This window comes from Wolbachia endosymbiont of Dactylopius coccus, from assembly GCF_977011065.1.
Window position 1 is genome coordinate 797,882 of the sequence record NZ_OZ347065.1, and the last position, 20,688, is coordinate 818,569.

Sequence of the window (20,688 nt, forward strand, 5' to 3'; positions counted from 1 at the left end):
AGTTTAAATTACAAGCTCCTGCAATAGAGATTATAGAAACAACATTATTGCATTCGGCTGTTTTAGAGCAAAGCATCCCATGTACGTCAGTAATTCGTTACTTATTGAATACAGGGGCTAATCCAAATTTACAGGATTCTTATGGTAAAACTCCATTATATGTTGCTAACATTACTGACGGAGATAAAAATAAGGAAGTAGTGGAGCTATTGCTGGGAAAAAAAGCAGATCCAAATATAGCGGAGTATAGTGGACGAACCCCATTGTATGTAGCTTGCATGTTTTGTGATGAAGGTTTTAACGTAGAAACAATAAAACTTCTGCTAAAAAGTGGAGCAGATATTAATAAAAGAGATGACAAAAGAAACACTCCCCTACATCAACTTGTTGAAAAATCTATTGGAACATCCAAAAATTCACCAGCCTGTCTGAAAGAACAAAGCTTAGAATTAGTAAAGCTTTTCGTAAAACATGGCGCAAGTATTTATACTAGAAATAAGAGTGGTAATACCAATTCCCATTACACGGCAAACAGATAGACAATAATAGAAGACAAGCCATAATGAAATAAGTGAAATAGTCGAGGTATAAATGGCACTAAGATCAAAATTATTGGATGAAGAAGTAGTAAAATCAGCAAAAAAAATGCTGAAGAAAGTAAGGAACAATGCATATGTTGCAAAAAAACTAAATGCTGTAATTGCAGCAAAAAAGCATAGTATAACGGCTGTAGCAAAAATATATTGCATTTCAAGAAGCGCACTAACTTCGTGGATAAAACTCTTGAAATTAGGCAGAGAAGAAAAATTGTTTGCTCCTCCACAACGGCGTAGAAAAACTAAATTAAATCAGGCTCAACTACAGCAAGTTGAAGCATGGGTAGGAGAAAATCCTAATATTACCATTAAAGAAATGAGAATAAGAATCCAGGAAAAGTTCGGCTTAAATATTAGCAAATCTACAGTACACCGCTATATGCAAAAGATGAAATTCTCTTATATTACACCAAGACCAGTACACAATGTACAAGATAAAAGAAAATAAGAGGAATTCAAAAAAAAATCTCAACGAAGTTATTGGCAAGTATCCTGAAAAAGAGCTGTTTTTCTTCGATGAATCGCGGTTTGGCACACATTCAAAGACCGGGCATGGATGGTTTAAAAAAGGCGTCAGAACAAAAGTTAAGGTAAAATTAGGTAGGGAAAATTTTTATCTCTACAGTGCAGTTAATCCTAGAAATGGGGAGAATTCTAGCTTGTTTGCACCGAATGTCAACACTGATTGTATGAATATATTTCTTGAGCAAATGTCTCAATATTTGGGACCACGAGAAGCCTTTCTTGTTATGGATTGTGCTAGTTGGCATAAGTCGAAAAGTTTAAAGGTACCTAAAAATATTGAGATTATATACCTACCACCATACTCACCTGAACTCAATTCAGTTGAGAGGCTTTGGTTGTATGTAAAACAGAACATTTTGCGCAATAAAATATACGATACTATTGCTTTGCTTGAGAGTGCTTTGTGTAAATTTATTACTTCTCTTACCTACTCCACAATTAAACAACTCTGCTATGTATCCTATTTGAATGACCAACAATGAGAATTGGTATAACACTCCTAAAGGTCTCATTGAACTCCAACTTCTTAGTACTCTTCCCATGAATAGAGAGTTGGCATATTCTATAGAGCAATTTCTAGAAGAACAAGAATCCTCAAGAGAATACCACGGAAAGTTACTCGAATTATTAGAGCAAACTAAGGACCTCAAGTTCCTTACTGAAATGATAACAGAAAATGGAGTAATGAGTGTAAAAGGTATTCAAATATGTAGCCAAGCAATACCTAAAATACTTAAAATATCAGATATAGAAATTGCCGTTAAAGGTACTATTGTCGAAGGTGAGATCGAAAAAAGGTTTTCTCATGGAACAGGGTGGCCTGTTGTTGATGTTGAAGGTAATCCTCTTAAATATCATGATTTATTTAATAGGCTTATTTCTCTCTTTAAAGACAATTCTGTAATTAAAAATCTAGGTCCAAAACCAGATTTACTGGGGTGGAAAGTGCATGACTATGTTATAGATAACTTAGAGGCTATAAAACAAGAATTTTGGGATGAGCATATAGTTCCTGAAACAGAAAAAGAGGAAGATAATGTAACGGCACGACATGTTGTACAAAAAGAGCCTGATAAAAAGAATCAAGATACTGTAAAACATCATGGTAAGAAAAAAACAGGAGGTGATTCTGATAGCAAAGAAAAAAGGGAGAAGGCAGCTAGTGAGAAAACAGTAATGGGACATCCTCCTGTTAATTCTGGGGTTTATTCTCAAAAAGAGCCACCAATATTTTCTAGAAAACAAAAAATTGCAATTGCTGTTGGTATTGTTGCTGCACTAGCAACAGCTTTAGTCTGTTATTCAGTTGAACTACCTGTCTTAGCAATAGCTATACCCGCGTTAATAGCCGGGGTTGGTGCTTACATGGTGTCAAGTAAGCTCTACGATATTTCCATCTGTAATGGTGCTAGCCAACAGCCTGGGCTTTAACGTGGCTTATGTAAATCATTAACCTGGCTTACAGATGGTTCTCCTATAAAAGTTCGTGGTATAGGGTTTTGTTTTAATAACTCGTTACGATGTCTATTCAATCGCTCTACAAGTGGATCTCTTATACGGGTTTCTATTGTATTATCACTATGACTACTTACTTCTTTCTTATAATGATACCAATTCCCATTACACGGGAAACAGATGGACAACAATGGAAGAAAAGCCATAATGAAGTAAGTAAAATAGTTGAGGTATAAATGGCATTAAGATCAAAATTATTGGATGAAAAAGTGAGCAAAAGAAATGCTGAAGAAAGTAAGGAATAATGCATATGTTTCGAAAAAATTAAATGCTGTAATTGCAGCAAAAAAGTACAGTATAACGGCTGTAGCAAAAATATATTGCATTTCAAGAAGTGCACTAACTTCGTGGGTAAAACTCTTGAAATTTGGCAGAGAAGAAAAACTGTTTGCTCCTCCACAACGGCGTAGAAAAACTAAATTAAATCATGCTCAACTACAGCAAATTGAAGCATGGGTAGAAGAAAATCCTAATGTTACCATTAAAGAAATGAGAATAAGAATCCAGGAAAAGTTCGGCTTAAATATCAGCAAATCAACAGTACACCGCCATATGCAAAAGATGAAATTCTCATATATTACACCAAGACCGGTTCATAATGTACAAGATAGAGGTAAACAAGAGGAATTCAAAAAAAAATCTCAATGGAGCTATTAGTAATACCAATTCCCATTACACGGCAAACAGATAGACAATAATAGAAGACAAGCCATAATGAAATAAGTGAAATAGTCGAGGTATAAATGGCACTAAGATCAAAATTATTGGATGAAGAAGTAGTAAAATCAGCAAAAAAAATGCTGAAGAAAGTAAGGAACAATGCATATGTTGCAAAAAAACTAAATGCTGTAATTGCAGCAAAAAAGCATAGTATAACGGCTGTAGCAAAAATATATTGCATTTCAAGAAGCGCACTAACTTCGTGGATAAAACTCTTGAAATTAGGCAGAGAAGAAAAATTGTTTGCTCCTCCACAACGGCGTAGAAAAACTAAATTAAATCAGGCTCAACTACAGCAAGTTGAAGCATGGGTAGGAGAAAATCCTAATATTACCATTAAAGAAATGAGAATAAGAATCCAGGAAAAGTTCGGCTTAAATATTAGCAAATCTACAGTACACCGCTATATGCAAAAGATGAAATTCTCTTATATTACACCAAGACCAGTACACAATGTACAAGATAAAAGAAAACAAGAGGAATTCAAAAAAAAATCTCAACGAAGTTATTGGCAAGTATCCTGAAAAAGAGCTGTTTTTCTTCGATGAATCGCGGTTTGGCACACATTCAAAGACCGGGCATGGATGGTTTAAAAAAGGCGTCAGAACAAAAGTTAAGGTAAAATTAGGTAGGGAAAATTTTTATCTCTACAGTGCAGTTAATCCTAGAAATGGGGAGAATTCTAGCTTGTTTGCACCGAATGTCAACACTGATTGTATGAATATATTTCTTGAGCAAATGTCTCAATATTTGGGACCACGAGAAGCCTTTCTTGTTATGGATTGTGCTAGTTGGCATAAGTCGAAAAGTTTAAAGGTACCTAAAAATATTGAGATTATATACCTACCACCATACTCACCTGAACTCAATCCAGTTGAGAGGCTTTGGTTGTATGTAAAACAGAACATTTTGCGCAATAAAATATACGATACTATTGCTTTGCTTGAGAGTGCTTTGTGTAAATTTATTACTTCTCTTACCTACTCCACAATTAAACAACTCTGCTATGTATCCTATTTGAATGACCAACAATGAGAATTGGTATGAGATTCCAGGTATTGTTGATGAGGTGATCAGCATGGTTGGAACTAAGAAAGATAATGGCACAGAAGTACGTTCATTTATCTGTCAGACTATTAATACTTGGGGATACCCAGCTAAAGATCGAAGTGGCTGCCTGAGTATGGTTGAAGAACCACATTTGGGTAAATTACTTGCGAAAATTAAAGCCAAAACTTTGGCTCCTATTGCTTAATTAAAAATTGGAGAATAATTATTATGGAACAAAGCTTTTTCAATATCGGTCAAAAAATCCCTTTCTTCAGCGTAAAGGAGTATTTAAGTGATCAAACGCCAATACCAGAAGATATCATCTGTCCTAGAATTTTAACGAAAAGAGGTTTATTGGTACTGGGTGGCCCACCTAAAATTGGCAAAAGCGATTTTCTAATTTCATGGCTTGTACACGTGGCTGCTGGAGTTTCATTTTTGGGTATGACTCCAAGCAAACCTATGAAAATTTTCTATCTGCAAACTGAAATCGAATATGATACCAATTCTCATTGTTGGTCATTCAAATAGGATACATAGCAGAGTTGTTTAATTGTGGAGTAGGTAAGAGAAGTAATAAATTTACACAAAGCACTCTCAAGCAAAGCAATAGTATCGTATATTTTATTGCGCAAAATGTTCTGTTTTACATACAACCAAAGCCTCTCAACTGGATTGAGTTCAGGTGAGTATGGTGGTAGGTATATAATCTCAATATTTTTAGGTACCTTTAAACTTTTCGACTTATGCCAACTAGCACAATCCATAACAAGAAAGGCTTCTCGTGGTCCCAAATATTGAGACATTTGCTCAAGAAATATATTCATACAATCAGTGTTGACATTCGGTGCAAACAAGCTAGAATTCTCCCCATTTCTAGGCTCTGTGGACAAAAAATATGAAGAGGGAGAAAAAAAGTGGTAGTTTAACCAAATGAACATAAAAATGGAGAAACTACCGAATGGAATATTATATAAAAGAAAGAAATTGGAAACAAATTTTAGAATTCATAAAAGGCATAAAAGGAATGCATAGTAAAGACGAAAAACGTTTAAGAATATTCATAGAAGCAGTGTGGTATATGGCGCGAAGTGGTTGCCAATGGCGACTTTTGCCGAAAATCTATGGCAATTACAGAAGTATACACAAACGATTTAAGAGATGGTGCGAAAGGGGTATTTGGAAAAATTTATTGGAGTACACAAAACAAGAGCCAGATTTAGAAGCCGTCATAATCGACGGTACGATCATTAGAGCCCATCCATGTTCGGCTGGATATACAAAAGATTCGAAGGATCAAGAGGCTTTAGGGCGAAGTAAAGGTGGCTTTACGACTAAAATTCATGCACTTGTTGATGCATTGGGAAATCCTTTAAAATTTATACTTACTCCTGGCCAGAGGAATGAAATTACACAAGCTGAAGTATTAACAAAAAATGTCTATAACTCCATTGTAGTAGCTGATAAGGGTTATGACAGCAATGCTTTTGTGGTCAGCCTTGAAAACAGGAAATGTGAAATCGTAATTCCATCAAAAAGGAATCGAAAAGTGCAAAGATACTATGATGAGCATATTTATAAAGAACGTCATTTGATTGAGTGCTTTTTCGGTAAAATTAAAAATTTTAGGCGCATTTTTTCCAGATTTGACAAGACCGCAGAGGTTTACATGGGATTTCTAAATTTTGTTGGAGCTCTCATATGGCTTCTCTAAAATTTTGTCCACAGAGCCTAGGATTAACTGCACTGTAGAGATAAAAATTTTCCCTACCTAATTTTACCTTAACTTTTGTTCTGACGCCTTTTTTAAACCATCCATGCCCGGTCTTTGAATGTGTGCCAAACCGCGATTCATCGAAGAAAAACAGCTCTTTTTCAGGATACTTGCCAATAACTTCGTTGAGATTTTTTTTTGAATTCCTCTTGTTTTCTTTTATCTTGTACATTGTGTACTGGTCTTGGTGTAATATAAGAGAATTTCATCTTTTGCATATAGCGGTGTACTGTAGATTTGCTAATATTTAAGCCGAACTTTTCCTGGATTCTTATTCTCATTTCTTTAATGGTAATATTAGGATTTTCTCCTACCCATGCTTCAACTTGCTGTAGTTGAGCCTGATTTAATTTAGTTTTTCTACGCCGTTGTGGAGGAGCAAACAATTTTTCTTCTCTGCCTAATTTCAAGAGTTTTATCCACGAAGTTAGTGCGCTTCTTGAAATGCAATATATTTTTGCTACAGCCGTTATACTATGCTTTTTTGCTGCAATTACAGCATTTAGTTTTTTTGCAACATATGCATTGTTCCTTACTTTCTTCAGCATTTTTTTTGCTGATTTTACTACTTCTTCATCCAATAATTTTGATCTTAGTGCCATTTATACCTCGACTATTTCACTTATTTCATTATGGCTTGTCTTCTATTATTGTCTATCTGTTTGCCGTGTAATGGGAATTGGTATTAGTAGATAGTCTAGGTAATATTTTAGGACAATTCGTAATTACTAGGTTAGAAGAAAAGCAGATGTATTTTTTACCTAATGGACTACCAAGAAAAGTTGAATTTAGTTTGAGTTTGAAGAGCTATAGATGACTATATATTACTTAACTAAAGAAGGAGAAATGCTAGATCTGATTTGCTGGAAACATTATGGATTTACCGATGGAATAGTGGAGGAAGTATTGCTTAAAAATCCAGGCCTTGCAGAACATGGAAGTTTTTTACCGGTAGGACTAAAAATTAAATTGCCTGTAACAGAAAAACCTCTACAAAAGTCAAAATTAAAAGTATGGGAATAAATGCAGCCAGATTTTATAATAGATAAATGTGAATCAATTAGAGATAGAGTTATATCATTGCGCCTTACAGATGAATCTGGAACTATAGATGATGTAGTTGAAGTACATGTTGATTATAGGGATGAAAACACAGATGTTCCGAATGAATTAAATATCGCTCTAGGTTACAGAGAAACTGGAGTCTTACCAATGGGCATATATACAGTCAACGAAGTTACAATACAAAGTCCACCTAAGACTCTACTAATCAAAGCTCATGCAACAAATTTAAGACTATCATTAAAGGAGAAAGCATCTAAAGAATGGCATCAAATTACTCTAGGTAGCTTGGTTAAGGAAATAGCAGAAAAGCACGGATATGGGTGCAGAGTTGCAGAAGAATTTGAAAATGTGTTGATTCCACATATTAACCAAACAGAAGAAAGTGATATAAGTTTACTAACAAAAATAGCAATAGAACGCGAGGCAATGGCAAAGTTAGCTGGCGATACATACTTTTTATTCCCAAAGGCAAAGCAAAGTCGGCAACTGGAAAAGCTTTAGGAACAACAGCTATTAGACCTCAAGACACAATAAATTGGAAGGTTCACTTTACCGTGAGTAGGTACAACTCAGTAATTGCAAAATGGCATAGCTATGAAAAAGGTGAAACTATATCAGAAATAGCTGGTTCTGGTAGTCCAAGTTATACTATACAAACGCTTTACTCTAATGTAGAATCAGCATTAAGTGCAGCAAATGCTAAGTTAAAACAATTAAAGCGAAATAATGCAGTATTGGATGTCACTATGCCTGGTAATCCAGAACTATTTGCAGAGGCAAAACTTAGCTTGTTAGGGTTTCATCAAGATATAGACGGTGAATGGATAATTGACAGAGCAGAACACATGTTAGATGGTTCAGGTTATCGCACTATGTTATCAGCATCAACGTTAAGAAAAAATCAGTAAACCAAATGTTTAATGTTAAAAAAAGTATTGAATATGAATAGAGACTCAAGAAATAAGCTACACTTTTGGTGGTGTATAACAATGATAATATGTATTGTTATTACCTATTGCTATATGAGAGCAAAAGCTACAGATAATTATAAAACAATATTACGAACTGCTTCTAAGAACTGCAGCCTAGAAGTAGTAAAATTTTCGGCTAATAATTTATTAGATATTAATACACAGATTCCCGAATTAACAGCATTACATTATGCATCCGGTGCAGGATGTTTGGAGGTTGTTAAATTTCTAATAGAGAAAGGAGCTGATATAAACACAGCAAAATATGAAAAATGGACAGCTTTACATTCTGCTGCATATAGAGGAAATTTAGAAATAATTAGGTTTTTATTAGAAAAAGATGCAAATCCCAAAATTAGAGATAAAGACGGAAAAAATCCTAGAGATGTAGCTGTAATAGAATCACGGCACAATAAAGATAAACCTTACAGAGAAATTATTAAGCTACTTGCAAATGCAGAGGAACAGCATAAATCAAAATAGTAGTTACTAAATTAGCTATCCATAATAAATTCATATTTTAAATCATTATGCAAAATCAAAAAATCCCAATCGCAGTAATTGTAACGATGTTAATACAGACGGTAGCGGCGATTTGGTGGCTTGCCAAACTGGATTTACGAGTGCATATACATGAAAAACTCATAGAACAAAATAATGGATTAACTGTTACGGTATATCGTCTGGAAGAGCGGGTAAAAAATCTTTCTGAGGAGTTGGATGAGCTTAAGGCTGATTTAAAGTAATTATTCTTCTACTTTTGGTGTGTAAGCATCAGATTGAGATTGACGATCTTTCCAATTTTTGATGTATTGCTCAACTAATGGAGGGTCTCCTGTTATAATTAGTAGATTCTCAGCGTTTCTTTTCTGCGCAGCGTCAGAGAAATTGAAAGATCCTGTTATGATTTTTTGCTCATCAATAATCATAATTTTGCTGTGTGAAATTGCAGGTTTATAGTCTATGTATATCGGTATTTTTTGCCTAAATAATTCATTGATGACACTGTATTTTGAGCTGACCTGTGATTCATCTAGGATAACCCTAATATCAACACCACGTTTTTTTGCTCTAATTAAAGATTGTGCAATAGGCTTTGAAGTAAATTGATATGCCTGAATTAATATGAATTTTTGAGCTTGATCTATAGCATTGGTTATTTGTTCGGCACAATTTTCCCTAGGTGTAAAACAGACTGTAGTTTTTGGACAGGTAACACAACCTGATAAAAGTGAGCAAGTTAACAGAATTAATAAATATCTAATCATGAAAAAATACATCCTTTCAGTTGACGGAGGAGGCATAAGGGGCATAATACCAGCCATTATTCTAGCAGAAATAGAAAAGAGAGCAAGAAAATCGATAGCTGAAATCTTTGATCTTATGGCAGGTACTTCAACTGGTGGAATTGTTGTAGCAGGGTTATGCAAGAAAGATAATCAAGGAAATCCCCAATATTCAGCCAATGATTTGGTTGAGCTCTACCAGAGATATGGATCATATATTTTCAAATCTTCATTCTTCAGGCGATCAATATTATCTTGGTTTAACTGCGCACAATACCCACATAAAAATATTAAATCTGTATTGGATAAATATTTTGGCGATGATATCCTTAAAAACACTTTAAGTAATGTGTTGATTACGAGTTACGATATTCAGAATAACTGCCCATTTTTCTTTAAAAGCTGGAAAGAAGGTAATATTAAGCTGAAAGATGCACTCAGAGCTGCAACGGCTGCACCTACTTACTTTACACCTAAATATCTTAAAATCAACCACAAGGAAATGGTATTAGTGGATGGAGGGGTTTTTGCAAATAATCCAGCGGCTTGCGCATATGCAAGTGGTAAGAGGTTATTTCCTAATGATGATATTATAATTCTATCAATTGGTACTGGCAGAACAGATAGAAGTATAAGGTATTCTAACTCGAGGAAATTTGGAAAGATAGGTTGGATAAAACCGCTGTTGAACGTAATGTTTGCCTCAAATTTAGATGCAGTAAACTATCAACGTGTGTCCAGAGAAGGTGAGTATGTTCAGTAGGAATTAAACCTACCGGGATAAAAGTCGGAGTCCCGTAGCTTGGGTAGCAGCATGTAGGGAAACCAAAATGTTGAAGCCTACCGACAACATTATCATAGGATAATGGCGAATTACCAGGCCGTAGCGAAAGCGAACACATAGGTGGCCTCGAAAGTTACAGGTCCTAAAGGCTGAGCCCACGTTGATAGGGTGAAGGCAATATGGATAGCTGAAAACCCGAATGATACGGCATATCTACTTTAGCGGGGTGATAGTGATGGCACGGTAATGAGGACATATGAAACAACTGGAGAAGCCCTACTCATCCCAGGGAGAAATACCTTGGAGTGGTAGGTTCTATAACTGGAAAACAGGAAATGAACCGAAGATGAAAGGGTGGCGGATGGGTGCGTAGTAGTGAAGAAGTGAGGTAACTCTCATGGAGCAAAGGCACCCTGCTAGTAGAAATCTTTTTAACAAAAGGAAGGTAAAGGTAAAAATGATAAAAATGCCAATAAAATTACAAGACCTGAGAAGGAAGATATATACCAAAGCAAAGGCAGAACCGGAATGGCGATTCTGGGGAATCTATGTTCACGTTTGCAAGATGGAGACACTAGAAGAAGCATATAAGCTAACAAAGAAAAGTAATGGGGCACCAGGAATTGATGGGGTGACATTCAAATCGATAGAGGCAGAAAGCTTAGAAAAGTATCTTCAGCAAATAAGACATGAACTAACAACCAAAACCTATAGCCCAAATAGGAACCGGAGAAAGGAAATACCAAAAGTTGGGGGAAAACTCAGAACGTTGAACATACCCTGCATCCGGGATAGAATAGTGCAAAGTGCACTAAAGCTAATAATTGAACCGATATTTGAATCTGACTTTCAGGACGGATCATATGGGTACAGACCCAAGAAAAAAGCGCATGAAGCAATAAACAGAGTAGAGAAAGCAGCAATCAAAGGCAACACAAAATGTATTGACGTAGATCTGAAATCCTACTTTGATAACGTGCGACATCATATTCTTATGGAGAAAATTGCCGGAAGGATAAATGATAAAGAAATCATGCACTTGATCAAGCTAATCCTTAAAGTAGGAGGAAAACGAGGAATAGCACAAGGGTCGCCGATCTCGCCTTTACTAAGCAATATATACCTGAATGAGGTAGATAAAATGCTAGAAAAGGCTAAAGAGGTGACTAAAGAGGGGAAATACCGACATATAGAATACGCCAGGTGGGCAGATGATTTAGTGATACTGATAGATGGACACCAGAAATGGGAATGGCTTGAGAAATCAGTGCACAAAAGGTTACAAGAAGAATTAGCAAAACTAGAAGTAGAAGTAAATAAAGAAAAGACAAAGGTAGTCAATCTAAAAGAGAAAGGGACATTCAGTTTTCTAGGATTTGATTTTCGAGAGAAAATTACAAAACAAGGAAAGTGGAGGGTACAAATAACACCAAAGATGAAAACACGGACGAGCTTACTTCAAAAACTGAAGGAAGTATTCCGTAGCTATAAATCACAACCAATAGGAAAGGTGATTCAAATCATTAATCCAATATTGAGAGGGTGGACAAACTACTTTAGGATAGGAAACTCAAGTCGAAGCTTCAATTATGTAAAACAATGGGTAGAGAAGAAAGCAAGACGCAATCTGATGCAAGCCAGAAAAGCAAAGGGATTTGGCTGGAAAAGGTGGAGTAGCAAATGGATATATGAGACTCTTGGTCTATATTCGGACTATAGAATAAGATATTACGTTCCGAAAGCCTTACCAGCACAATATGTTATAAACTTTGGTAAAGAATCTACTAGGAAAGCGTAGTGCGGGAAAACTGCATGCTGCGTTTGACGAGGCGGGAACTGGAAACGTAAATATGGGAATTTCGGATTGAGGCCCAGGATGAAAATAATGGATCAGCCACCAATCCCTAAAGAGGCGCGCCAGTTCTCGACCCTACTTAATCAAGTTATAGCTGATAAATATATACGTATACAATCGCAATTAAAAATAGCATCACCTGACATGGATAATATTACATCAAAAAATATCAGATCTCTTCAGCAAGAGGCAAATGCAATGGTAGAGGACAATCAGAAAGTGATAGAAAAATTCTGTATAGAAATATTAAATATATAACTATATTTACTTACATCTCAATATATTGTTTAACACAATTCAATTTTCACACTCATCAGCAGTTAGGCCACTTGCTCGCACAATAATATCAATAGCAACACCTTCCTTAACTAGATCTTTTGCAATCTTGATTTTCTCTGCTTTTTTAACCTTTTCTTTACCAGTTTGCATTCCTTCAGATAAAGATCTGGCTACCGTATCCAGTAATTCTTGATCCTCAATTTTTTCGCATTTACCTACAAACCTCAAAACTGGCTCATTTTCATATTCTGTTAGTCCAAGAGCTTTAATGTTAACTGATAATGTTTTTGCTATCTTATATAATATTTCAATTGGAATGTCTGTATATCCTCGTTCATAGTCGTGTATTTCTTTAGGTGTTGAACCGATTTTATTTGCCAAGTCCTCCTGAGTGTATTCCCGTATTAATCTCTGCTCTTTTATCCTTTTCCCCACTTTGTAGAGTATAGAATCAGTACAAATTTCTTTCTCTATATCATCATATTCATAAGTAGATAAGCGAGTCACTTGGGAAATAATATCAACTGAAACTCCTTCTTTCACTAGATTCTTTGCTACTTCTATTTTCGCTTCTTCTTGGCTAATTTTCTCGCTAATATATACAAACCTTACTAATGGATACAGCTTCTTGCGTAATTCCTGATCCTTAATTTCTCTATGTATTTTTGTTAGATAGACTATTTCTTTATCCTCATCTTCATACCAACTGTTTTCTCTTAGTACTGTTGGTTCTGGAAGTAGATCTATAACATTAACTGACAATGCTCCTGCTATTATATACGATTCTTTGATTGTAATAGCCTTGCACCCTAGTTCAAAGTTATGTATTTCCTTATGTGTTAAACCAATTTTGCTTGCTAATTTTGCCTGAGTATACCCTTGTACTATCCTACAACCTTCTATTTTTTTCCCTAGCTCGTAGCTTACTGAGCCAACATGCTCTGAATTATCATAGATAAATCCTCTAAAAGCTGTTTTTCCTACAGAAGCAAACATATATTCTATCACAAAAAAATCCACTATTGGCTAAGTTTTTATGAAATCACAAAAATTTCTCAATCATATAATTTGATAAGCCTGTCGTTTGCAAGATAATATCAACAGCAATTCCTTCTTTCACTAAATTCCTTGCAACTTCAATCTTCTTTTCCTCTCTGACCTTTTCTCTACAAACATGTATACCTTCAAATAAAGACTTGATTAGCATATCGCGTAATTCCCGACTCTCAATCTTTTTGTATTCTTCTATCAAGTTTGATAGCCTTTCTTCCGCTTCACTATCCTCATCTGATTCGGGAAGTAGATCTATGATACTGATTGATAATACCTTTGCTATTTCATCTAACATTTCAAGTGAGACAGCAGCTCTCCCTTGTTCATACTCGTATATTCCTTGATTTGTTATGCCAACTTTATTCGCTAAATCTTTTTGTGTATATCCTCGTATCAATCTCCACTCTCTTATCCTTTGCCCTACTTTGTATGGAACCGGAATTTTGTTCTCCTCATACTCACCAATAGATAGGTTAGTTGTTCGAGAGATAACATGAGCAGAAACTCCTACTTTCATCAAACCCCTTGCGACTTCTATTTTTACCGCTTTTCTGCTTCTTTCCTCACTCAAACGAATAAATTTGGTTAATAAATAAAATACCTCGCTTAATTCTTTATCCTTATACCCCTTTACTAAATTTAATATTTCTTCATCTTCAAAATATCTTTTTTCATTTGGTAGTGTCTCTCCACAAACTAGACCTTTAACATTTACTGATAATGCTTCTGCTATAGCATATAACTTCTTAATTGGAATTTTACGGTTACCTTTTTCATATTGCAGTATTGCCCAGTACTTTACACCAACCTTCTCTGCTAAATCCTTTTGAGTATACCCTCTCTCTAACCTCCAACTTTTCACTTTTTGCCCTACTTCATAGTCTAGACTTTTTTCCATGCAAAGAACCATATATAATATTTTCTACTATAGCTCAGATATAACAAAACTCTGGAACCTTAAAGTGGGCTGTAGACGCATTAAAGTTCTCTAAAGGTTTCTTTACTACCTTCACGTATTCTATTTACCCACGGAGACAATACTTCATTATTGCTAACCTCTTTTATAGCATACTTTTCATTCCATATGCCACATCTAGTGAAATTACCTCTCTCTACTGCTTCTTTAAGTTTTACTCCAGCAAAAAGGCAATTTTTTCCAATTTCTTCCCCTCTTTTTTGTAATTCAGCCCACAGTTCCTTATCCGCTACTTTTACTTGTACTTGATTGCAGTTTTTTACGTCCTGGTACAATATAACATTTAGCTTACCAATGCTTGTAGGAAATTCTAATATAATAGAGCTTTCATCTGACATATCGATATAGTTTCTTATACCTCCCTTCTCACTTTTAACCTCAACTGCATCATTGCCAATTTTTAAAATATTACTTCCTAACTCTCTGTTTGCTTCCAGTATTTTGGCTACCTCTACCTTGCTATCCCCAGAAAATTCTATATACGATGTTGTATTGTCTATCTCGATATCTATTAATTCTCCTTCTTGCACAGCACTTTCGCCAGCTTTTTCTAGTTCTTCTAGTCTTTCATCTATCTGTGGCTGAACTTCTGGTTGTAGCTCATTATAGATTTCACCTATCAGTTTATTCTCCAATAAAGTATCATGAAACTCTGCACCGTTTAGCATTAATTTACGTATTAGCTTTTTACGATCAGCCTTATCAAATTTATGAAAATGTGTGCCCAGTATCACATATTCCGCGAAGCTCCACTCTCCATCATTACACGCATTTAGCCTTGTTCCAGCAGCTAGTGCTTCGTCTACAACCTTGTGCAGTTCATTTGGACTTTTTGCTCTTACCACAGCACTCTTAAACCAGCTCAACTTTTCTGCACTTGGCTTTATTTTTTTCAAAGCTGAAGCAAATGGATTTTTATCTTCTTGATCACTTACAGGTTTTGTGCCATAAACATAGTCAAATCCTTTCCCATAGTTGATTTGGTTTTCGCGAACTTCTCTACCAGGGAAAGGGGCTATTTCTTCAGGCTTTTTAGCCTTATTAATTTTGCTTACAAAGGTGGATTGCTCCTTAGTACGACCAATTCCTACAATAGCATTTAACACCTCACCTTTTGATAATCTATCAAGATCAATGTTTAACTCGTAAGTACCTCCTTCTTGATCATCAAAAGGTACAATTATTTTATTACTCATATTAGCCTCCGCTATTAAATATATTTTACTAAGTCTACAACCGACTTTATTACTTTATTATTAATTCAATATATACTTTCTCATTAATTATAAACAAGAATTAATGTGCTTGCAAATACTTTTTCATTCAAGTAGTTAAACAACTCATGAAAATCTTCAAACATCTGCTTTATAACAGTCCTTGCTCTTTAAAGCTAAAATACCCAACACTTGTGATGATAATGTGATCCATTAACCTAATCCCTATAGTCTGACAAGCTTTAGCCAAGTCTTTAGTTACAGCTTCATCCTCATCAGATGGCTTTAACCTTCCTTCTGGGTGGTTATGCGATATTATTATTGACGTCGCTTTTCTTATTAATGCCTTTCTTGTTACTTCTCTTATGTAAAAAGTACCTTATCTACTGTACCAGTAAACACTTCTTCCCCCTTTAAACGGCACTTTTGATCAAAATATATTATTTTCATCTTTTCCTTCTCTGAGTAACCAATACTCACCCTTAAATATTTTACTATGGTTTCCAAGTTATCCATTACAGGTCCTTTCTTTAACTCTTCTCTTGGTACTCTCTTTGAAGCTTCCTTTAGGCATAAAATTACTGCTACTGTAGAGTCAGTTATCCCTTCTATAGTTTTCAAGTCATCTATTTCCTGGCCTAAAACTCCTCCTATTCCAAAATTATCTATTAGCTTTCTAGCAATAACTCGAGCTTCTTCCCTGTCATGCACTGCACTTAGAAACGTTTCTATTACTTCACGATCAAGTAGAGCTTTACCGTTGCTTTCTAATGCTCTGAACTCTATTTCTTCTCTACGATCTCTACTACTTTTCTTATTATTCATAAAAATTACCCTTCACTAATAACAAAATGTTTTTATATATTTACTGCTGTTTTTTTGTCAGCATTGGCATAAGGCCATAGCTTTTGAGTGAAGTCAAATCAATTTTTCAATCTTTTTTACTTATTTTTTCATCAAAAAGTAAAGATATTAATAGATACTGATTTTTTTATTTTAAATTTGTTGAATTTCGTCTAAAGAGATGCCTACTGTTTTTAAAATAATATTGATAGAAATTCCTTCCTTAACTAAATTCTTTGCAATTTTCATCTTTTCTACTTTCTTAACTTTCTTTTTGCAAATTTGTATGCTTTCAAACAGAGATTTTATTAGTACATGACGTAGTTCTTGGCTTTTAATCTTTTTATATTCTTCTATTAACCTTGATAGCTCTGCTTCACTATTCTCATTTTCTGTTGTTTCTGGAAGCAGATCTGTAATATTAATTAATAGTACCTTTGCTATTTCATCTAACATTTCAAGTGAAACAGCAGACCGTCCTTGTTCATATTCATATATTCTTTGATTTATTACGCCCACTTTGCTTGCTAAATCTTCTTGTGTGTATCCTCTTCTCAACCTCCATTCTTTTATTCTTTGACCTACTTTATACGGAATAGAAATTTTTTTCTCATCATTATCATATTCATCAATAGATAAACTGGTCGTTTGAGAGATAACATGAGCAGAAACTCCTTCCTTAACTAAACCCTTTGCCACCTCTATTTTTACTACCTTTCCACTTTCTTCCTCACCAATACGGATGAATTTAGTTAATAAATAAAACGTTTCACGTAATTCTTGATCCTTAATCTCTTTATGTCTTCTTACTAGATTTAATATCTCTTCTTCCTCATACCTTTCCTCATTTGATACTTCTTGTCCGCAAGCTAGATCTCTAGCAGTTGTTGATAATGCTTCTGCTAATTCATATAACTTCTTAATTGAAATTCTGCGTGTTCCTTTTTCATATTGCAGTATTACCTGATATGTTGTATCGATTTTTTTTGCTAAATCTTTTTGAGTATATCCCTTTGCTAACCTACGATTTCTTACTTCCTGTCCTATTACTTTGTAATCTAAAAAATTAGAGCATTTATTCTCTTTTTTCACATTTTATACTCCATAACCAGAAGAGCTGTTACGTATACTTAATTGGGAACCTTTTTGACAAACTGAACTCATCTCCTTTCAAACAATTTTTCTATATCACTTAGTTTCATTTCTATATACGTTGGTCTTCCGTGATTGCATTGCCCAGCATAAGGTGTTTCCTCCATTTGTCTCATCAACTCATTCATCTCCTCCAACTTCATTTCCCTTCCAGCTCTAATTGACCCGTGGCACGCAATGGTAGCTAGTATCTTGTTCACTTTTTCTTCTATAGGTAGCGTATCTCCTATCTCCATTAATCTATCAACTATATTCATCACCATCTCTTTCACATTTATTGTTCCTAAAATTGCAGGTATTTCTTTCACCCTTACTTTACCTTCTGATTCTATTTCAATACCAAAACCCATTTCGAAAAGCTTATCTTTATACATTTCAACCATCTCCATTCCTGCTTGGTTTTTAATCTCGACTATTTCAGGAAGAAGAAGCTTTTGCCTTTTTATGCTTGATTTTTGTTTTAAGCACTCATAGATCAACCTCTCATGAGCTGCGTGCTGGTCTACTATAATTAATTTGCCTTTAGCCTCAGCAATAATGTAAGTATTGTAGACCTGACAGCGTGCATATCCTAGAGGGTGATCTTCTATCAAATCAATTTGCTTCCTTTCTAGAACCATAGTTTCCTTTTTTAGTGGAGATTCTCCATATTTAAACGTTTCTGGTAAGCTTTGCCTTCTTTCATCTGGTGCATTGAATTCTTTCATTAGACGATTTTCTAAAAGACTTGGCCTCTTTTCATAAAACTCTTTTTGATTTTTTTTCTCTTTACTATTAACCGGCTCTTGGCTATCAAACTCCTCAATATTTTGAGACTCAACACCACTTGCTGCAAACCTAGTCGATAATGCTTTTATTATTCCTCTTCTCACTATTTCATATACTAGCCTCTTGTTCTGAAACCTTACCTCTGATTTATTTGGATGCACATTTACATCTACTTGATCGTATGGTATCTCTAAGTGCAGCACTGCAAAAGGATACCTCCCACTTGGAACAAAGTCCTGATACGCATATCTAATTGCACCAATAAGTAGATTGTCTTTTATTGGCCTTCCATTAACAAACGTATAGATCTGAGTTGAATTACCACGACTAATAGTTGGTTTACAGATGTGTCCCGTAAGTTTGATGCCGTCTTCTTCCTCTTTAACTTCCAGCGAATTGCTCTGAAATTCTTCTTCTGTTTCACATAATCTGTTAAAGAATGAAGTTTGTTTAGCATATTTTAAGAGCTTTTTATTACCGGAAGTGAGAGTAAACCCAATACTATAGTTAATCATTGCTAAGTTATTTACAATGTCAACAATGCTTTGTGTTTCTGCCCTCTCGGTTTTTAGAAATTTTAATCTATTTGGAGTGGCAAAAAATAAGTCACGAACTTCAATATATGTACCCTGTAGCAAAGAACAAGGTGTAATCTCTCTTATTTTTTCTCCTCCCTCATATCTTATAGACCACGCTTCCTTTGCTCCACTTGCCTTAGATGATAAATTCATTCTGCTTACTGCTGCAATTGAAGGCAAAGCTTCTCCTCTAAACCCAAGATGCTTGATTTCTATTAACTCACTATCGCTTAATTTTGAAGTAGCGTGGCGCATAAATGCAAGTTCCAAATCTTCCTTTTCTATTCCATTTCCATTATCTGTCACAGTTATAAGATTGCGCCCACCACTTTCTATTTTGATCTCTATTTCTGAACTTCCAGCATCTATTGCATTTTCTACTAATTCCTTTACTACACTTGCTGGCCTCTCTATTACCTCTCCTGCTGCTATACGGTTTATTGTTTTTGTATCTAAAAGAATTATTGCCATATTTCCAACTCTCAGTCTGATCAGGATATAGCTTGAATATCAATGCAAATCAAGTTCTCTATTAGGTGTCTCAACTAATTTAAAAACAGAAATAGTTGTAAAAACCCAGCCCGAAATGTTATCTCCTGTGGATCTATGGTTGAATTTTAGTTGAATATTTTTACAGAATTTTGTATAATTATTAATGCTTTTTAGGTTGATTTCTTATGGCCCTTTCTAAGTTTCTCAATGTGCGAAATGATTATGCATTTAAGAGAATATTTGGTACTGAAAAGAACAAAGACATTCTTATTCACTTTCTTAATGATATATTAGATCTTACTGATGACAACCAGATTAAAGATGTTTCCTTTCTCAGTCCCATTCAAGACCATGTCATTGCCTCTCAAAAGCAAAGTATTGTTGATGTTCTCTGTGTTGATTCTACAGGGGTCAAAACCATCATTGAGATGCAAGTCGCTAAAACAAGGGGCTTTGAAAAACGTGCACAATACTATGCTGCTAAAGCCTATTCAAATCAAGCTGATGTAGGTGACCAGTATCACGATCTTAAAGGGGTTATCTTTATTGCTATTGCTGATTTTATCCTATTTCCTAATAAGCTGGCTTATAAGTCGGATCACGTGACTTTTGATAAGATGACCTTTGAACATGATCTCAAAGACTTTAGTTTCACTTTTATAGAGCTACCAAAGTTTAATAAGACAAAAGAAGATCAATTAGAAAATATTGTTGAAAAATGGATCTATTTTTTTAAGCACGCAGATGAAACGAGCGAAGAGGATCTAAAAAAAATAATAGGAAGTGATGTAATTATTGGTAGGGCTTATGATGAGTTAAACCAATATAATTGGAGTAAAGAAGAACGTCTTGCGTATGATCAAGCTAAGAAACGTACCGATGATTATTTATCTACCCTTGAAGAAAAACTTAATGAAGGCATCCTCATCGGCCATCAAAAAGGCAAAATTGAAGTAGCTAAAAATTCACTCAAGGCCGGTGTCTCTATTGATGTTATAGCTCGAATTACCGGCCTCTCTCATTCTGAAGTTTTACAACTCAGGGAAAAAACATAATATTCCTACTTATTCACTTCACTTTTTAACATTTATGAAAATCCTTCCTAAGTTAGACATACCCCTTAATTAAGAGTCTAATGAACTGTCTAAAATAGCTATAAAAATTGCACATAGAATAATATAGATTACTACCA

General features: G+C 34.9%; 20 protein-coding genes and 8 pseudogenes. 18 read left to right on the plus strand and 10 right to left on the minus strand.

The annotated features are described in order from the left end of the window. The first annotated feature begins 47 nt into the window (after nucleotides 1–47). The 3 genes from ACWHVF_RS04415 to ACWHVF_RS04425 all read left to right on the plus strand — a co-directional run bounded on the left by ACWHVF_RS04415 (nucleotide 48) and on the right by ACWHVF_RS04425 (nucleotide 2,552). Entirely contained in the window at nucleotides 48–539 is a 492-nt protein-coding gene (locus ACWHVF_RS04415) for an ankyrin repeat domain-containing protein (protein WP_164819307.1), read from the plus strand. Between the two features lie 52 nt (nucleotides 540–591). Beyond that, nucleotides 592–1,603 (plus strand): IS630 family transposase gene (locus tag ACWHVF_RS04420; protein ID WP_447933201.1). Its coding sequence is split into 2 segments (ribosomal slippage): nucleotides 592–1,041 and nucleotides 1,043–1,603, totalling 1,011 coding nucleotides; the frame shifts between segments, so codons are not numbered across the junction. Nucleotides 1,604–1,673: 70 nt separating this feature from the next. After that, entirely contained in the window at nucleotides 1,674–2,552 is an 879-nt protein-coding gene (locus tag ACWHVF_RS04425; RefSeq protein WP_447933202.1) for a hypothetical protein, read from the plus strand. Here the strand turns inward: ACWHVF_RS04425 and ACWHVF_RS04430 are convergent. Further along, nucleotides 2,549–2,782: a hypothetical protein gene (locus ACWHVF_RS04430; protein ID WP_447933203.1), complete on the minus strand. Its 234-nt coding sequence runs from the start codon at nucleotides 2,780–2,782 to the stop codon at nucleotides 2,549–2,551. The two genes, ACWHVF_RS04425 and ACWHVF_RS04430, sit on opposite strands and share 4 nt — an antisense overlap. Before the next feature lie 30 nt (nucleotides 2,783–2,812). Here ACWHVF_RS04430 and ACWHVF_RS04435 point away from each other — a divergent pair. The 4 genes and pseudogenes from ACWHVF_RS04435 to ACWHVF_RS04450 form a co-directional block, all read left to right on the plus strand. Further along, nucleotides 2,813–3,272 (plus strand): annotated as a pseudogene (locus ACWHVF_RS04435) (winged helix-turn-helix domain-containing protein); the annotation flags it as partial. Between the two features lie 107 nt (nucleotides 3,273–3,379). Then, a protein-coding gene (locus tag ACWHVF_RS04440; protein WP_447933038.1) for an IS630 family transposase occupies nucleotides 3,380–4,391 on the plus strand; the annotation gives its coding sequence in 2 pieces (ribosomal slippage) (nucleotides 3,380–3,841 and nucleotides 3,843–4,391; 1,011 coding nt in all). 10 nt (nucleotides 4,392–4,401) lie between these two features. Continuing rightward, nucleotides 4,402–4,611: pseudogene (locus ACWHVF_RS04445) on the plus strand (hypothetical protein); the annotation flags it as partial. A gap of 23 nt (nucleotides 4,612–4,634) precedes the next feature. Beyond that, nucleotides 4,635–4,907, plus strand: a pseudogene (locus ACWHVF_RS04450) (AAA family ATPase); the annotation flags it as partial. An 8-nt stretch (nucleotides 4,908–4,915) separates the two neighbouring features. On the opposite strand, the pseudogene ACWHVF_RS04455 reads toward ACWHVF_RS04450, so the two are convergent. Continuing rightward, nucleotides 4,916–5,287: pseudogene (locus tag ACWHVF_RS04455) on the minus strand (IS630 family transposase); the annotation flags it as partial. Nucleotides 5,288–5,367: 80 nt separating this feature from the next. On the opposite strand from ACWHVF_RS04455, the gene ACWHVF_RS04460 reads away from it, so the two are divergent. Then, nucleotides 5,368–6,120: an IS5 family transposase gene (locus ACWHVF_RS04460; RefSeq protein WP_064124816.1), complete on the plus strand. Its 753-nt coding sequence runs from the start codon at nucleotides 5,368–5,370 to the stop codon at nucleotides 6,118–6,120. Nucleotides 6,121–6,136: 16 nt separating this feature from the next. On the opposite strand, the pseudogene ACWHVF_RS04465 reads toward ACWHVF_RS04460, so the two are convergent. Then, nucleotides 6,137–6,782 (minus strand): annotated as a pseudogene (locus tag ACWHVF_RS04465) (IS630 family transposase); the annotation flags it as partial. A gap of 80 nt (nucleotides 6,783–6,862) precedes the next feature. On the opposite strand from ACWHVF_RS04465, the pseudogene ACWHVF_RS04470 reads away from it, so the two are divergent. From ACWHVF_RS04470 to ACWHVF_RS04495, 6 genes and pseudogenes are all read left to right on the plus strand, one after another. Further along, nucleotides 6,863–6,997: pseudogene (locus ACWHVF_RS04470) on the plus strand (phage tail protein); the annotation flags it as partial. After that, nucleotides 6,994–7,203 carry a tail protein X gene (locus ACWHVF_RS04475; RefSeq protein ID WP_064085527.1) on the plus strand — a complete coding sequence of 70 codons (210 nt, stop codon included), beginning with the start codon at nucleotides 6,994–6,996 and terminating at the stop codon, nucleotides 7,201–7,203. The pseudogene ACWHVF_RS04470 and the gene ACWHVF_RS04475, both read left to right, overlap by 4 nt. Then, on the plus strand, nucleotides 7,204–7,746 hold the full coding sequence (locus ACWHVF_RS04480; protein ID WP_447933204.1) for a hypothetical protein: 543 nt from the start codon (nucleotides 7,204–7,206) through the stop codon (nucleotides 7,744–7,746). A 53-nt stretch (nucleotides 7,747–7,799) separates the two neighbouring features. Then, nucleotides 7,800–8,153, plus strand: coding sequence for a hypothetical protein (locus ACWHVF_RS04485; RefSeq protein ID WP_447933205.1), 354 nt, complete (start codon nucleotides 7,800–7,802; stop codon nucleotides 8,151–8,153). A gap of 12 nt (nucleotides 8,154–8,165) precedes the next feature. Further along, the gene (locus ACWHVF_RS04490) at nucleotides 8,166–8,699 is read left to right on the plus strand and encodes an ankyrin repeat domain-containing protein (RefSeq protein ID WP_064085526.1); all 534 of its coding nucleotides are present in this window, start codon (nucleotides 8,166–8,168) and stop codon (nucleotides 8,697–8,699) included. A gap of 47 nt (nucleotides 8,700–8,746) precedes the next feature. Next, complete coding sequence (locus tag ACWHVF_RS04495; protein WP_064085525.1) at nucleotides 8,747–8,962, plus strand: hypothetical protein; 216 nt, start codon at nucleotides 8,747–8,749, stop codon at nucleotides 8,960–8,962. On the opposite strand, the gene ACWHVF_RS04500 is transcribed toward ACWHVF_RS04495, so the two are convergent. Beyond that, a complete protein-coding gene (locus ACWHVF_RS04500; protein WP_128081715.1) occupies nucleotides 8,963–9,484 on the minus strand; it encodes a phospholipase D family nuclease in 522 nt (173 codons plus the stop codon). Here ACWHVF_RS04500 and ACWHVF_RS04505 point away from each other — a divergent pair. The 3 genes and pseudogenes from ACWHVF_RS04505 to ACWHVF_RS04515 form a co-directional block, all read left to right on the plus strand. Further along, nucleotides 9,483–10,265, plus strand: coding sequence for a patatin-like phospholipase family protein (locus ACWHVF_RS04505; protein ID WP_082861184.1), 783 nt, complete (start codon nucleotides 9,483–9,485; stop codon nucleotides 10,263–10,265). The two genes, ACWHVF_RS04500 and ACWHVF_RS04505, sit on opposite strands and share 2 nt — an antisense overlap. A gap of 418 nt (nucleotides 10,266–10,683) precedes the next feature. Continuing rightward, the gene (ltrA, locus tag ACWHVF_RS04510) at nucleotides 10,684–12,084 is read left to right on the plus strand and encodes a group II intron reverse transcriptase/maturase (protein ID WP_447933206.1); all 1,401 of its coding nucleotides are present in this window, start codon (nucleotides 10,684–10,686) and stop codon (nucleotides 12,082–12,084) included. A gap of 135 nt (nucleotides 12,085–12,219) precedes the next feature. Then, nucleotides 12,220–12,399: pseudogene (locus ACWHVF_RS04515) on the plus strand (patatin-like phospholipase family protein); the annotation flags it as partial. Nucleotides 12,400–12,438: 39 nt separating this feature from the next. Here ACWHVF_RS04515 and wmk (ACWHVF_RS04520) read toward each other — a convergent pair. The 6 genes and pseudogenes from wmk (ACWHVF_RS04520) to mutL all read right to left on the minus strand — a co-directional run bounded on the left by wmk (ACWHVF_RS04520) (nucleotide 12,439) and on the right by mutL (nucleotide 19,475). Beyond that, a complete protein-coding gene (gene wmk / locus ACWHVF_RS04520; RefSeq protein WP_082861188.1) occupies nucleotides 12,439–13,416 on the minus strand; it encodes a WO male-killing family protein Wmk in 978 nt (325 codons plus the stop codon). Between the two features lie 46 nt (nucleotides 13,417–13,462). Then, on the minus strand, nucleotides 13,463–14,371 hold the full coding sequence (gene wmk / locus ACWHVF_RS04525) for a WO male-killing family protein Wmk (protein ID WP_064085541.1): 909 nt from the start codon (nucleotides 14,369–14,371) through the stop codon (nucleotides 13,463–13,465). An 80-nt stretch (nucleotides 14,372–14,451) separates the two neighbouring features. Continuing rightward, entirely contained in the window at nucleotides 14,452–15,645 is a 1,194-nt protein-coding gene (locus tag ACWHVF_RS04530) for a hypothetical protein (protein WP_447933207.1), read from the minus strand. A 169-nt stretch (nucleotides 15,646–15,814) separates the two neighbouring features. Continuing rightward, nucleotides 15,815–16,488 (minus strand): annotated as a pseudogene (locus ACWHVF_RS04535) (JAB domain-containing protein). Between the two features lie 171 nt (nucleotides 16,489–16,659). Continuing rightward, on the minus strand, nucleotides 16,660–17,598 hold the full coding sequence (wmk, locus tag ACWHVF_RS04540) for a WO male-killing family protein Wmk (protein ID WP_064085539.1): 939 nt from the start codon (nucleotides 17,596–17,598) through the stop codon (nucleotides 16,660–16,662). 68 nt (nucleotides 17,599–17,666) lie between these two features. Then, nucleotides 17,667–19,475: a DNA mismatch repair endonuclease MutL gene (gene mutL, locus ACWHVF_RS04545; protein ID WP_447933208.1), complete on the minus strand. Its 1,809-nt coding sequence runs from the start codon at nucleotides 19,473–19,475 to the stop codon at nucleotides 17,667–17,669. Between the two features lie 206 nt (nucleotides 19,476–19,681). On the opposite strand from mutL, the gene ACWHVF_RS04550 reads away from it, so the two are divergent. Then, complete coding sequence (locus ACWHVF_RS04550) at nucleotides 19,682–20,551, plus strand: Rpn family recombination-promoting nuclease/putative transposase (protein ID WP_064085537.1); 870 nt, start codon at nucleotides 19,682–19,684, stop codon at nucleotides 20,549–20,551. The last annotated feature ends 137 nt before the right edge of the window (nucleotides 20,552–20,688 follow it).

Excerpts from the sequence above, each read along its gene's own strand:
- ACWHVF_RS04430 (WP_447933203.1), bottom strand. The coding sequence starts at position 2,782 with ATGGCTTTTCTTCCATTGTTGTCCATCTGTTTCCCGTGTAATGGGAAT.
- ACWHVF_RS04460 (WP_064124816.1), top strand. The coding sequence starts at position 5,368 with ATGGAATATTATATAAAAGAAAGAAATTGGAAACAAATTTTAGAATTC.
- ACWHVF_RS04475 (WP_064085527.1), top strand. The coding sequence starts at position 6,994 with ATGACTATATATTACTTAACTAAAGAAGGAGAAATGCTAGATCTGATT.
- ACWHVF_RS04480 (WP_447933204.1), top strand. The coding sequence starts at position 7,204 with ATGCAGCCAGATTTTATAATAGATAAATGTGAATCAATTAGAGATAGA.
- ACWHVF_RS04490 (WP_064085526.1), top strand. The coding sequence starts at position 8,166 with ATGTTAAAAAAAGTATTGAATATGAATAGAGACTCAAGAAATAAGCTA.
- ACWHVF_RS04495 (WP_064085525.1), top strand. The coding sequence starts at position 8,747 with ATGCAAAATCAAAAAATCCCAATCGCAGTAATTGTAACGATGTTAATA.
- ACWHVF_RS04505 (WP_082861184.1), top strand. The coding sequence starts at position 9,483 with ATGAAAAAATACATCCTTTCAGTTGACGGAGGAGGCATAAGGGGCATA.
- ACWHVF_RS04500 (WP_128081715.1), bottom strand. The coding sequence starts at position 9,484 with ATGATTAGATATTTATTAATTCTGTTAACTTGCTCACTTTTATCAGGT.
- ltrA (WP_447933206.1), top strand. The coding sequence starts at position 10,684 with ATGGAGCAAAGGCACCCTGCTAGTAGAAATCTTTTTAACAAAAGGAAG.
- wmk (WP_082861188.1), bottom strand. The coding sequence starts at position 13,416 with ATGTTTGCTTCTGTAGGAAAAACAGCTTTTAGAGGATTTATCTATGAT.
- wmk (WP_064085541.1), bottom strand. The coding sequence starts at position 14,371 with ATGGAAAAAAGTCTAGACTATGAAGTAGGGCAAAAAGTGAAAAGTTGG.
- ACWHVF_RS04530 (WP_447933207.1), bottom strand. The coding sequence starts at position 15,645 with ATGAGTAATAAAATAATTGTACCTTTTGATGATCAAGAAGGAGGTACT.
- mutL (WP_447933208.1), bottom strand. The coding sequence starts at position 19,475 with ATGGCAATAATTCTTTTAGATACAAAAACAATAAACCGTATAGCAGCA.
- ACWHVF_RS04550 (WP_064085537.1), top strand. The coding sequence starts at position 19,682 with ATGGCCCTTTCTAAGTTTCTCAATGTGCGAAATGATTATGCATTTAAG.